This window comes from Pseudomonas sp. N-137 (genome assembly GCF_034555295.1).
Lineage (GTDB): Bacteria > Pseudomonadota > Gammaproteobacteria > Pseudomonadales > Pseudomonadaceae > Aquipseudomonas > Aquipseudomonas rhizophila.
Genome location: NZ_JAXUDQ010000030.1, coordinates 991255 through 1003858, shown reverse-complemented (window position 1 = coordinate 1003858; position 12604 = coordinate 991255). Strand labels below are relative to the sequence as shown.

Below are 12604 nucleotides of genomic sequence, written 5' to 3'. Positions count from 1 at the left end.
TGTGGGAGCGAGCCTGCTCGCGATAGCGGTGTGACAGTCGACCTCATGGTTGCCTATCTGCCCCTATCGCGAGCAGGCTCGCTCCCACATTGGTTTCGGCTCGGCAGGCTCACGGAACAGAATCACCCTGCTGATTGAACTGCAACGCTGCCAATCGCGCATACAACGCGTTACTGGCCACCAGTTCCTGATGGGTGCCCACGGCGACTACTTTGCCCTGGTCCATCACCGCGATCCGGTCGGCATTTTTCACCGTGGCCAGGCGGTGGGCGATGACCAGGGTGGTGCGATTTTTCATCAGGCTGGGCAGCGCTTGCTGGATCAAGTGTTCGCTTTGCGCGTCGAGGGCGCTGGTGGCTTCGTCCAATAGCAGGATCGGTGCGTCCACCAACAGCGCTCGGGCGATGGCCAGACGCTGGCGTTGACCGCCGGATAACCCCAGACCGCCGTCACCCAGGTGGGTCTGGTAACCCTCCGGCATTTTTTCGATGAAATCGTGGGCATGGGCAATCTGCGCGGCTTCGCGCACCTGCTCGGACGTCGCCTCGGGATTGCCGTAGCGGATGTTCTCTTCAACCGTGCCGAAAAACAGCGCCGGGTTCTGCGAAACCAGGGCGAAATGGCGACGCAGGTCCAGTGGATCGAGCTGGGTCAGCGGCACATCATCGATGAGAATCCGCCCTTGCGCCGGGTCGTAGAAGCGCAGGAGCAAGTCATACACCGTGGATTTCCCGGCACCGGACGGCCCGACCAGGGCCAGGGTCTCGCCAGCCTGGACGCTCAGGTCCAGGCCGTCGACCGCATAGCTGTCTGGCCGGGACGGATAAGAGAAGCGCACGCCTTCGAGACGCAAATCACCCCGTACCCGCTCAGGCAGAGTCACCAGGCCAGAAACCGGCGGCTGGATGATGTTTTCCGAGCGCAGCAATTCGGCAATGCGCTCAGCCGCACCAGCCGCCCGCTGCAACTCGCCGATGACTTCGCTCAGGGTGCCGAAGGCGCTGCCGACGATCAGGCTGTAGAACACAAACGCCGCCAGCTCACCCCCGGAAATCCGTCCGGCGATCACATCCATGCCCCCGACCCAGAGCATCACCCCCACCGCCCCCAGCACCAGCACGATCACCAGTGTGATCAGCCAGGCCCGCTGGGCGATGCGCTTGCGGGCGGTGTCGAAGGCCTGCTCCACGGTCACGGCAAAGCGCCGTTCATCCTGGACCTGATGGTTGTAGGCCTGCACGGTTTTGATCTGGCCGAGGGTCTCGGAGACGTAGCTACCGACATCGGCAATGCGGTCCTGGCTCTGGCGTGACAGGCTGCGCACCCGCCGCCCGAATATCAGGATCGGCGCCAAGACCAACGGCAGCGCGATCACCACGATACTGGTGAGTTTGGGGTTGGTGATGAACAACAACACAATGCCGCCGACCACCATCAAGGCGTTACGCAAGAATAGCGACAACGACGAGCCGATCACTGACTGCAACAAGGTCGTATCGGCGGTCAGGCGCGACTGGATTTCCGAGCTGCGGTTGTTTTCGTAAAAGCCCGGGTGCAGGTACACCAGATGGTTGAAGACCTGCCGGCGGATATCGGCCACCACTCGTTCGCCAATCCAGGACACCAGGTAGAAACGGGAAAAAGTGCCGATCGCCAATCCCACTACAAGCACCATGAACAGGCCAATGGACTGGTTGAGCAGGTGCGGGGAGCGCGTCATGAAGCCCTGGTCCACCAGCAACCGGATGCCTTGCCCCATGGACAAGGTGATTGCGGCGGTGACGATAAGGGCCAATAAGGCGCCAGCAACCTGCTTGCGATAAGGAGCAATGAAGCCACTGGCCAGGCGTATGGCACGGCGTTGTTGGGAAGAGAGCATCAGAAGCATCCGATAATGCAGCAGGAAATGGACCGCCCGGCGACACCGAAGCGCAGCGGAACTTGGTTGAATCAGAATGAGTCAGGTTAAATATGACCGTAGCGACTAGAGGCTAGATGTTATCGGTCTAAAGTCTGGCTGGAAACGCGACCGTGTTTCTGATTGAGTGGAGCTGTCGCCATGAACCTACAAGGAGTGTCATGGCTCGGTCACCTGGCGACACTAAAATAGGCACACAACCTGATGAGGAGACAGGCCATGTCCTTGCAACACAGCAGCGACGACAAGATTCAAGTGATCCGCACGCAACCGGACCAGTCTCTGGGCTGCTCGTTCATCGACGCCCAAGGGCGCGAAGTACCGATCACCGAAGACATGATCCAGAAAGCCTGCAGCGAGCTGGAAAAACGACTGGTCAAGCCTGCCGAACAAAAGTGATACAGCCCGTCTTCATTGAACCCGACCATGATGTCGGGTTTTTTATGCCCGCAGCCTTTGCGGGCTCCTGTGACCTGGCGCTTGTGGGTTGGCTCTTGTGGCGAGGGAGCTTGCTCCCGCTCGGCTGCGCAGCAGACGCCAGGTTTTGGGCCTGCTTCGCAGTCCAGCGGGAGCAAGCTCCCTCGCCACAAAAGCGATCCACGATTAAAGACTGGTGGCGCCCAGAGCGCTCACGATCTGTTGCAACGCCGGCGACTGCCCCTCGATGCGAACCTTCAGGCTGTCGATCTCCCGACGCGGCGGATAATGCTTGCGCAGGGCATCGAAAGCGCTGCGTTGGTCGCTGACCGTTCCCACCAGGCTGCGACGAAAATCCGCGTCGTCACGACGTGGGTCATACACGCCACGGCACAACATCGCCAGCGCCCAGGCCGGATCAGTGTCAGCGTCCAGCGTGATGCCGCCCAGCCATGGCCGGGGCAGCAGATCGCTCAACCGGACCGCAACCGGTTGCTCGAGGAATGCGCACAAGGATTCGTAGATCTGCGCCGTACCACGCTGGCGACCATCGAGGCTGTAGCCGGCAATGTGCGGGGTGGCGATCACGCACAGGTCGGCCAGATCCGCATCCACGCTCGGCTCATGCTCCCAGACATCCAGCACCGCTTGCAGGTCTTCGCGTTCCAGCAACACCTCGCGCAGCGCCGTGTTGTCGATCACCGGTCCACGGGCTGCGTTGATCAGCCAGGTACCGGGCTGGAGCCGGCGCAGGCGCTGCTCATCGAACAGGTGCCAGGTCGGTTGCGCTCCGTCGCGAGTCAACGGTGTGTGCAGGCTGATCACATCGCACTGCTCGATGATCTGTTCCAGACTCACGTAGTCGCCGCCTTCGGCAGCCTGACGGGGTGGATCGCAGACTTTCACCGTCCAACCCAGGCCCTTGAGCACCTCAACCAACCGCCCGCCCACCTGCCCGGCACCGACCACGCCAAAGGTGCGTTGCTTGAGGTCCGCGCCTTCGATTTCAGCCAGGGTCATCAGGCTGCCCAGCACGTAGTCCACCACGCCACGGGCGTTGCAACCCGGTGCGCTGGCCCAACGAATACCGGCCTCGGCGAAATAATCCAGATCCAGGTGATCGGTGCCGATGGTGCAGGTGCCGACGAACTTCACCTTGCTGCCTTCCAGCAGCGTGCGGTTGACCTGGGTGACGGAGCGCACCAGCAACACATCGGCCTGCTCGACCATTGTCCGGTCAATCCCTCGGCCCGGGACCCGGCGGATCTCGCCAAACCCTTGGAAAAACGCATCGAGCAGGGGAATATTTTCGTCGGCGACGATCAGCATGGCAGAGCTCCTTTGGCGGGATGGGCAGTGTAGGCGTTCCGTTAGGCCTGTGCATTACCCGAAGCAAATGATGTTGTGGCGAGGGGATTTATCCCCGCTGGGTGCGCAGCCCCCCAACGACTTTGCGACTGCTGCGCAGTCGAGCGGGGATAAATCCCCTCGCCACAAGGTATTCGCAAGCCAGCTAAACGATTACAAATCCACAACACAGGTTTTTTCCTGACCACTGTGTCAAGGCGTAGAATGCGCCGCCTCGCGCTTATTTTTTCGGACGTTTCGCCTGTGAATCCTGTGATCGACCACGCCACCACCCTCTCCCGCCCGGCCCGGGTTCGCCTGGAGCTCAAGACGCTGCTGGCCCTGGCATTGCCGATCATGGTGGCGCAGCTGGCGACCACTGCCATGGGCTTTGTCGACGCGGTGATGGCCGGCCGGGTCGGACCACGGGACCTGGCGGCGGTGGCACTGGGCAATTCGATCTGGGTGCCGGTGTTCCTGTTGATGACCGGCACACTGTTGGCCACCACGCCGAAAGTCGCCCAGCGCTTCGGCGCCGGCACGTTCGACGAGATTGGTCCGCTGGTGCGCCAGGCGTTGTGGCTGGCGCTGGTGGTGGGGTTGATTGCCACGCTGGCGCTGCTCGGCGCCGAACCGATCCTGCACATCATGAACGTGGACCCCGAACTGATCGGTCCTTGCATGGAGTACCTGCAAGGCATCGCCACCGGCCTGCCGGCGGTGGCGCTGTATCACGTGCTTCGCTGCTTCAGCGACGGCCTGGGCCGAACGCGACCGGCGATGGTCCTGGGTTTGTGCGGGCTGGCGCTGAACATTCCGCTCAATTACATCTTCATTTACGGGCATCTGGGCCTGCCCGCCATGGGCGGTGTCGGTTGCGGCTGGGCCACGGCCCTGGTGATGTGGTTCATGGCCCTGGGCATGGCCGGTTGGGCGCGCTGGGCGCCGGCCTACCAGTCGAGCCGGCTATTCAACCGCTTCGACTGGCCACAATGGACCGTCATCAAGCGCCTGCTGGGTATCGGCCTGCCGATTGGCATCGCGGTATTTGCCGAATCGAGCATTTTTGCAGTGATTGCCCTGCTGATCGGCAGCCTCGGCGCCACCGTGGTGGCCGGGCACCAGATCGCCCTGAACTTCAGCTCTCTGGTGTTCATGATTCCCTATTCGTTGGGCATGGCTGTGACGGTGCGGGTCGGCCAGGCCCTGGGCCGGCGCCAGCCGCGCGAAGCGCGCTTCGCCGCCGGAGTCGGCATGGGTACGGCGCTGGCGTATGCCTGCCTGTCGGCGAGCCTGATGTTCTGGCTGCGCGGGCCCATCGCGGCGATCTATACCGGCGATCCGGTGGTGATCGAAGTGGCGTCGATGTTGATCATCTATGCGGCGTTGTTTCAGTTTTCCGACGCGATCCAGGTCACGGCGGCGGGCGCGTTGCGCGGCTACCAGGACACCCGGGTGACGATGATCCTGACGCTGTTCGCCTACTGGGGCATTGGCCTGCCCGTGGGTTACATCCTGGGCCTGACCGACTGGCTCGGCACCGCCAGCGGTCCGAGCGGGTTGTGGCAGGGCCTGATCGTGGGCTTGAGCTGCGCAGCGCTGATGCTGTCGATCCGCCTGACACGCAGCGCACGCAAGCAGATCCGCATCAGTCGTTCGGCGGACTAAGCGAGCTTTTTGCGGATCCAGTAGCGGTAGGTGCCATCGACCTCGTCCTGAGCCACCAGTTCGTGGTCGAGGAACACACAGAACTTGGGAATGTCGCGACGGGTCGAGGGGTCGGTGGCAATCACCTTCAACAGCCCGCCGGGCATCAGGTCGCGGATGTGCTGGTGCAGCATCATCACCGGCTCCGGGCAATTGAGGCCGGAGGCATCCAGCGTACCGTCGACCGGTGTATCGTTCATTTCACTCATGTTCTACTCCTGAAACTGGCGGGCATTGTCGCGCAATGTCGGTGTAAGGTCACCTCTGGCTTAACACCGCCCCCTGTGGGAGCGAGCCTGCTCGCGATAGCGTCGGGCCACCCAACATCGATGTCCACTGATGCACCGATATCGCGAGCAGGCTCGCTCCCACAGGGATTTCATTGCCTTTCAAGCGCTAGCGGGACTTGGGCTTTTTGGCGTCCAGCCGCCGCAGATGGCACGTCACTTCCTCACGGTCGTGGTACAGCTGCTTGCAGCCGATCTCGACCTTGATGCCCCGGGCCTTGAAGCCGTCGGCGATACGTTCGAGCAGGCGCTTCACTTCGGCGTAACGCTGCTTCATCGGCAGCTTGAGGTTGACCACCGCCTCGCGGCAGTGCCCTTCGCCGATCCACTCTTCCAGCATCGCCGCATTACGCGCCGGCTTCTCGACGATGTCGCAGACCATCCAGTCCACCGGCTGCTTGGGCTTGAACGTAAAGCCGTCCGCCATCAGATGCTGCACCAGGCCAGTGTCCATCAGGCTTTCGGCCATCGGCCCGTTGTCGATGGCCGTCACCAGCATGCCGCGGTTGACCAGTTGCCAGGTCCAGCCGCCCGGCGCGGCGCCTAGGTCCACACCGGTCATGTCGCTGTGCAGGCGCTCGTCCCACTGATCCCGAGGAATAAAGTGGTGCCAGGCCTCTTCAAGCTTGAGGGTGGACCGGCTCGGCGCCTCCCGAGGAAATTTCAGGCGTGGAATGCCCATCGGCCACATGGCCGAATTATCGGCCTGCGCCAGGCCCAGGAATACTTCGCGACCGCTCTTGAAGGTCAACAGCAGGCGTGGCTTGTACGGGTCATCCACCAGTTTGCCGGCGCCGGTCAGCGCCTTGCGCAGCGGCCCTTCGAATTTCTTGCAGAAGTTCGACAGCTCTTTACCGTCATTGGTGTCCACCACCTCCAGCCACAAGCTGCCGCAGGTCGGGAAGGCGCTCATGTGGGCCAGGATGACACTGATGCGGTCGGTTTCCGGCAGATCGATGAAGCTGCCACGCGCCCACTGGCGCGGAAAAATCAGCTCGGCGAAACGCTGGCCGCGCATCAGTCGCTCGGCGCCGTCGTCTTCGGTACAGACAAATTCGGCGCAGGCGCTGGCCGGCTTGGCCTTGGCGTAGCCGGCCACGTTCAGCCGTGCGGCGTGTTCGGCGATCTCGGAACAGACCTCGCCTTCGAAGCCTGGTCGGCAGTGCATGAAAAGCGTGTTCATTGAAACTCCGTAGCAAAGCCTGTCACGAAAACCGGCGCATGATAGCGGAGTTCGGAACCCCAAACCCGCTCGTAGAGTCCAGTGATTAGTCATACGCTCAAAACAGGGCTAGGTTAAAGGCTCTGTCCGTCCCGTCAGTCCGTAGCCGTGCGGACTCAAAGGAGTCATTTCAATGCCGTCCCTCGATAGCCTGAAAACCCTTAAAACGCTGCAAGTCGACGCCAGGATTTACCACTATTTCAGCCTGCCCGACGCTGCCCGAAGCCTGGGAGACCTGGACCGGTTGCCCATGTCCCTCAAAGTGCTGCTGGAGAACCTGCTGCGCTGGGAAGATGAAAAAACGGTCACCGGCACCGATCTCAAGGCCCTCGCCGGCTGGCTGAAGGAGCGTCGTTCCGACCGGGAAATTCAATACCGTCCTGCTCGGGTACTGATGCAAGACTTCACCGGCGTCCCGGCCGTGGTCGATCTGGCCGCCATGCGCGCCGCCATGGAAAAGGCCGGTGGCGATCCGCAGCGGATCAACCCGCTGTCACCCGTGGACCTGGTGATCGACCACTCGGTGATGGTGGACAATTTCGCCAGCAGCCAGGCGTTCGAACAGAACGTCGACATCGAAATGCAGCGCAACGGAGAGCGCTACGCCTTCCTGCGTTGGGGCCAGAGCGCCTTCGACAATTTTAGCGTGGTGCCGCCGGGCACCGGCATCTGCCACCAGGTCAACCTCGAATACCTGGGCCGCACCGTGTGGACCAAAGAGGAAGACGGACGGACCTATGCGTTCCCGGACACCTTGGTGGGCACCGATTCCCACACCACCATGATCAACGGCCTCGGTGTACTGGGCTGGGGCGTCGGCGGGATTGAGGCCGAAGCGGCCATGCTCGGCCAGCCGGTGTCGATGCTGATTCCAGAAGTCATCGGTTTCAAACTCATCGGCAAGCTGCGCGAAGGCATCACCGCCACCGACCTGGTGCTGACGGTCACCCAAATGCTGCGCAAGAAAGGTGTGGTGGGCAAATTCGTCGAGTTCTATGGCGACGGCCTTGCCGACCTGCCGCTGGCCGACCGCGCCACCATCGCCAACATGGCCCCGGAATACGGCGCCACCTGCGGTTTCTTCCCGGTGGACGACGTGACCCTGGACTACCTGCGCCTGTCCGGACGTCCGACCGAAACCGTGAAGCTGGTGGAAGCCTACTGCAAGGCTCAGGGCCTGTGGCGGCTGCCCGGCCAGGAACCGGTATTCACCGACACGCTGGAACTGGACATGGGGAGTGTCGAGGCCAGTCTCGCCGGGCCCAAGCGTCCTCAAGACCGGGTCTCACTGCCGAATGTCGGCCAGGCTTTCAGCGACTTCCTGGGCCTGAACGTCAAACCCACCAGCAAGGAAGAAGGCCGCCTGGAAAGCGAAGGCGGCGGTGGGGTCGCGGTAGGCAACGCCGATCAGGTGGGGGAAAGCGAATACGAGTTCGAGGGCCGGACCCATCGCCTGAAAAACGGCGCAGTGGTGATTGCGGCCATTACCTCTTGCACCAACACCTCCAACCCCAGCGTGATGATGGCCGCCGGGCTGCTGGCGAAAAAAGCCGTGGAGAAAGGCCTGACCCGTAAGCCGTGGGTCAAGAGTTCCCTGGCACCAGGTTCGAAGGTGGTCACCGATTACTACAAGGCCGCCGGGCTGACCGAGTACCTGGACAAACTGGGTTTCGATCTGGTGGGTTACGGTTGCACGACCTGTATCGGCAACTCGGGGCCGTTGCCCGAGCCGATCGAAAAAGCCATCCAGAGCGCCGACCTGACGGTGGCCTCGGTGCTGTCGGGTAATCGTAACTTCGAAGGCCGCGTGCACCCGTTGGTAAAAACCAACTGGCTGGCGTCACCGCCCCTGGTGGTCGCCTATGCCCTGGCCGGCACGGTGCGCATCGACATCAGCAGTGAACCGCTGGGCAACGACCGCGACGGCAACCCGGTGTACCTGCGCGATATCTGGCCCAGCAGCCAGGAAGTCGCCAACGCGGTGGCCCAGGTCAACACCAGCATGTTCCACAAGGAATACGCCGCCGTGTTTGCCGGTGATGAGCAATGGCAGGCTATCGAGGTGCCGCAAGCCGCGACTTACGTCTGGCAATCGGACTCAACCTACATCCAGCACCCGCCGTTCTTCGAGAACATCAGTGGGCCGCCACCGGCCATCAACAATGTCGAAGGCGCACGAATCCTGGCTTTGCTCGGCGACTCGGTGACCACCGACCACATCTCTCCGGCCGGCAATATCAAGACCGACAGCCCGGCCGGCCGTTATCTGCGCGAACAGGGCGTGGAGCCCCGGGACTTCAACTCCTACGGTTCAAGACGCGGCAACCATCAGGTCATGATGCGCGGCACCTTCGCCAATATCCGGATCCGCAACGAAATGCTCGGCGGCGAAGAAGGCGGCAATACGATCTACATCCCCAGTGGCGAGAAAATGCCGATCTACGACGCCGCCATGTCGTATCAGGCCATGGGCACGCCCCTGGTGGTGATCGCCGGACAGGAATATGGCACCGGCTCGAGTCGGGACTGGGCCGCCAAGGGCACCAATCTGTTGGGGGTCAAAGCGGTGATCGCCGAGAGCTTCGAGCGCATCCATCGCTCCAACCTGGTGGGCATGGGCGTGCTGCCGTTGCAGTTCAAGCTCGATCAGAATCGCAAGAGCCTGAACCTCACCGGCAAGGAAACCCTGGACATCCTGGGCCTGAGCGACGTCGAACTGACGCCACGCATGAACCTGCCACTGATCATCACCCGCGAGGACGGCCGCCAGGAGCGGATTGAAGTGTTGTGCCGGATCGACACCTTGAATGAAGTGGAATATTTCAAGGCTGGGGGGATTTTGCACTACGTCCTACGGCAATTGATTTCAGAATAAAAAGAAGCGTCTTACGAAAACACCGCCTGTTAATAGGCGGTGTTTTCGTATGGGTCTGCCTATAATCCCGCCGGTCCTGCCATCACCATCGCCACAAACGGTTCTTCAGTCTCAAAGGATGTGATATGCCTGCCCTGCCCTGGCCATACCTGGCCTTCCTTTCCGTCGGCTATGCCTTGGCCCTGGCCTTCGGCCATCTGGCCTGGACTGCTGCGATCTCGGTCGCGCTGCTGCTGTTCGCCGGGTATGCGGTGCGCCAGCAGCAGACACCGGTCGGGCAGTTTCTCGGCCACGCCCTGTTTGTGGTGATGGCCCTGGCGTTGGCCTTGCACTGGATGCCGGGTTTTTTCAATGGCCGGGCAATCGCGCCGCAACGTTTTACCGACGATGCCGTGCCGTTTGCCATGTACCTGAACCAGGACAAGCCACTGATCGGCTTCTGGTTACTGCTGGCGTGTCCCTGGATCGTCGGCAGGCGCTCGTTTCGCCTGTCGCTACAGGCCACGGCCCTGGGGCTGACCCTGAGCGCCGTGCTGGCGCTGGGCGGGGCGATGCTGCTGGGAATGATCCATTGGGCACCGAAGTGGCCGGAGTCGGCCTGGATATGGGTACTCAATAATCTTTTATTGGTGACGTTGGTGGAGGAAGCGCTGTTTCGTGGCTACATTCAGGGTGGCCTGAGCCGACGCTTCAAACATCTGAACTATGGCGACAATCTGGCATTAATCCTGGCCTCACTGCTGTTCGGCCTGGTGCATGCCGGGGCGGGATGGCAATGGGTGTTGCTGTCGGGCATGGCGGGGGTCGGTTATGGCCTGGCTTATCGCTTTGGTGGGCTGGGCGCGGCGATTGCCGCCCACTTTGGCCTCAATCTGCTTCATTTCGCCCTATTTACCTACCCGATGTTGGCGTGATACCGACCGGAAAAATAACTTCAATAAAACCTGACGGCGCCGACAACCTTTCAAAGCCTTGCGGATCTACACACCATGCGTAACAACCAGCCCGTCACACAACGCGAAAGGACCTTCCCGGCCCAACAACGTCTGATTTCCACTACCGATGCCAAAGGTGTGATCACCTATTGCAACGACGCGTTCGTTGAAATCAGCGGGTTTTCCAAGGAGGAACTGATCCGCTCGCCCCACAACCTGGTACGCCATCCCGATGTGCCGTCGGCCGTGTTCGCCCATATGTGGAACACGCTCAAACAAGGCTTGCCATGGATGGGCATCGTCAAGAATCGCTGCAAGAGCGGTGACCATTACTGGGTCAACGCCTATGTCACCCCCGTGTTCGAAGGTAACCAGGTGATCGGCTACGAGTCGGTGCGGGTCAAGCCCAGCGCCGAGCAGATCAGCCGGGCCGAAGCGCTCTATCAACGCATCAATCAGGGCAAGCCGGCGATCCCGCGCAGCGACAAATGGTTGCCGATCCTGCAGGACTGGCTGCCGTTTATCCTGGTCAGCCAGTTGAGCTTCGTCGTTGGTGCGTTTCTCAATTCCTCCTGGGGCTTTGCCCTGGCTGCCGTGCTCTCGGTGCCCCTGGGCCTGATGGGCCTGCAATGGCAACAGCGCGGGATCAAGCGCCTGCTGCGTCTGGCCGAGCAAACCACCTCCGATCCGTTGATCGCCCGGATGTACACCGACAGTCGAGGCGTCCAGGCGCGCCTGGAGATGTCGATCCTCAGCCAGGAAGCTCGCCTGAAAACCTGCCTGACCCGGTTGCAGGACACTGCCGAACACCTCAACGAGCAGGCGCGGCAGTCGAATTCGCTGGCCCATAACAGCTCCAGTGGGCTGGAACGCCAGCGAGTGGAGACCGAACAGGTGGCCACCGCCGTCAACGAGATGGCCGCGACGACCCAGGAAGTCGCCAGCCACGTGCAACGCACCGCCGACGCCACCCAGGAAGCCAATCGCCTGACCAGTCGTGGACGCGACATCGCCGGGGAAACCCGTGAAGCCATCGAACGTTTGTCGGTGGTAGTGGGCGAGACCGGGCAGACCGTGACCCAGCTGGCCAAGGACAGCGACGAGATCGGTGGCGTGGTGGACGTGATCAAAGGCATTGCCGACCAGACCAACCTGCTGGCCCTCAACGCCGCCATCGAAGCGGCCCGCGCCGGTGAGATGGGTCGCGGCTTTGCCGTGGTGGCGGACGAAGTGCGCCAACTGGCGCAACGTACCAGTGAGTCCACCGGGCAGATCCACGCCCTGATCGCCAAACTCCAGCAAACCGCTACCAATGCCGTGCAGACCATGGATGCCGGCCACCGCCAGGCTGAAGAAGGCGTGGCTCGGGTCATGGAGGCGGACGCGGCGCTGGTGGGGATCAGTGAAGCGGTGGCCAACATCACCGACATGACCACCCAGATCGCTGCCGCTACCGAAGAGCAGAGTTCGGTGGCTGAAGAGATCAGCCGCAATATCAGCAACATCTCGGAACTGGCCGACCAGACCTCGGGCCAGGCCCACAGCTCGGCGCTACTGAGCGAAGAACTGACCCGCACCGCCAATACGCAGTATTCGCTGGTGGAGCGGTTCAACCGCTGATAGAGGCCTGCCTCATGAAAAACCCGGACAGCGCAAGCTTCCGGGTTTTTTGTTGCCTGACAGGCCGCTATCGCGAGCAGGCTCGCTCCCACAGGGGGCCAAGGTTGCTCATTCAAAGGCATTCCAATTGTGGGAGCAGGCTTACTCCCTCAGAGGTCAAGGTTGCTCATTCAAAGGCATTCCAATTGTGGGAGCAGCCTTACTCCCTCAGGGGGTCAAGGTTGCTCATTCAAAGGCATTCCAATTGTGGGAGCAGGCTTACTCCCTCAGGGGGTC

Annotated in this window: 9 protein-coding genes; 5 read left to right on the top strand and 4 right to left on the bottom strand. The window is 61.7% G+C overall.

Going from position 1 to position 12604, the window contains the following annotated elements:
• Nucleotides 1-109 precede the first annotated feature (109 nt).
• Complete coding sequence (locus tag T3A99_RS25600; protein ID WP_160892048.1) at nucleotides 110-1888, bottom strand: ABC transporter transmembrane domain-containing protein; 1779 nt, start codon at nucleotides 1886-1888, stop codon at nucleotides 110-112.
• Nucleotides 1889-2137: 249 nt separating this feature from the next.
• Between T3A99_RS25600 and T3A99_RS25595 the strand changes: the two genes are divergently transcribed.
• Entirely contained in the window at nucleotides 2138-2317 is a 180-nt protein-coding gene (locus tag T3A99_RS25595; protein WP_003199629.1) for a PA1571 family protein, read from the top strand.
• Nucleotides 2318-2521: 204 nt separating this feature from the next.
• On the opposite strand, the gene pdxB is transcribed toward T3A99_RS25595, so the two are convergent.
• Complete coding sequence (gene pdxB / locus T3A99_RS25590; RefSeq protein WP_076385608.1) at nucleotides 2522-3664, bottom strand: 4-phosphoerythronate dehydrogenase PdxB; 1143 nt, start codon at nucleotides 3662-3664, stop codon at nucleotides 2522-2524.
• 282 nt (nucleotides 3665-3946) lie between these two features.
• Between pdxB and T3A99_RS25585 the strand changes: the two genes are divergently transcribed.
• Nucleotides 3947-5350, top strand: coding sequence for an MATE family efflux transporter (locus tag T3A99_RS25585; protein WP_322834928.1), 1404 nt, complete (start codon nucleotides 3947-3949; stop codon nucleotides 5348-5350).
• Here the strand turns inward: T3A99_RS25585 and tusA are convergent.
• Both tusA and rlmM read right to left on the bottom strand, forming a co-directional pair.
• Nucleotides 5347-5598, bottom strand: a complete 252-nt coding sequence (gene tusA, locus T3A99_RS25580) for a sulfurtransferase TusA (protein ID WP_139050714.1) — start codon at nucleotides 5596-5598, stop codon at nucleotides 5347-5349. The genes T3A99_RS25585 and tusA overlap by 4 nt on opposite strands.
• 187 nt (nucleotides 5599-5785) lie before the next feature.
• A complete protein-coding gene (rlmM, locus tag T3A99_RS25575) occupies nucleotides 5786-6859 on the bottom strand; it encodes a 23S rRNA (cytidine(2498)-2'-O)-methyltransferase RlmM (protein WP_076385610.1) in 1074 nt (357 codons plus the stop codon).
• A 172-nt stretch (nucleotides 6860-7031) separates the two neighbouring features.
• Between rlmM and acnA the strand changes: the two genes are divergently transcribed.
• From acnA to T3A99_RS25560, 3 genes are all read left to right on the top strand, one after another.
• Nucleotides 7032-9773, top strand: coding sequence for an aconitate hydratase AcnA (gene acnA / locus T3A99_RS25570; protein ID WP_047227195.1), 2742 nt, complete (start codon nucleotides 7032-7034; stop codon nucleotides 9771-9773).
• Nucleotides 9774-9898: 125 nt separating this feature from the next.
• Nucleotides 9899-10687: a CPBP family intramembrane glutamic endopeptidase gene (locus tag T3A99_RS25565; RefSeq protein ID WP_322834927.1), complete on the top strand. Its 789-nt coding sequence runs from the start codon at nucleotides 9899-9901 to the stop codon at nucleotides 10685-10687.
• Between the two features lie 75 nt (nucleotides 10688-10762).
• The gene (locus T3A99_RS25560) at nucleotides 10763-12328 is read left to right on the top strand and encodes a methyl-accepting chemotaxis protein (RefSeq protein WP_076385612.1); all 1566 of its coding nucleotides are present in this window, start codon (nucleotides 10763-10765) and stop codon (nucleotides 12326-12328) included.
• The last annotated feature ends 276 nt before the right edge of the window (nucleotides 12329-12604 follow it).

Excerpts from the sequence above, each read along its gene's own strand:
- T3A99_RS25600 (WP_160892048.1), bottom strand. The coding sequence starts at position 1,888 with ATGCTTCTGATGCTCTCTTCCCAACAACGCCGTGCCATACGCCTGGCC.
- T3A99_RS25595 (WP_003199629.1), top strand. The coding sequence starts at position 2,138 with ATGTCCTTGCAACACAGCAGCGACGACAAGATTCAAGTGATCCGCACG.
- pdxB (WP_076385608.1), bottom strand. The coding sequence starts at position 3,664 with ATGCTGATCGTCGCCGACGAAAATATTCCCCTGCTCGATGCGTTTTTC.
- tusA (WP_139050714.1), bottom strand. The coding sequence starts at position 5,598 with ATGAGTGAAATGAACGATACACCGGTCGACGGTACGCTGGATGCCTCC.
- rlmM (WP_076385610.1), bottom strand. The coding sequence starts at position 6,859 with ATGAACACGCTTTTCATGCACTGCCGACCAGGCTTCGAAGGCGAGGTC.
- acnA (WP_047227195.1), top strand. The coding sequence starts at position 7,032 with ATGCCGTCCCTCGATAGCCTGAAAACCCTTAAAACGCTGCAAGTCGAC.
- T3A99_RS25565 (WP_322834927.1), top strand. The coding sequence starts at position 9,899 with ATGCCTGCCCTGCCCTGGCCATACCTGGCCTTCCTTTCCGTCGGCTAT.
- T3A99_RS25560 (WP_076385612.1), top strand. The coding sequence starts at position 10,763 with ATGCGTAACAACCAGCCCGTCACACAACGCGAAAGGACCTTCCCGGCC.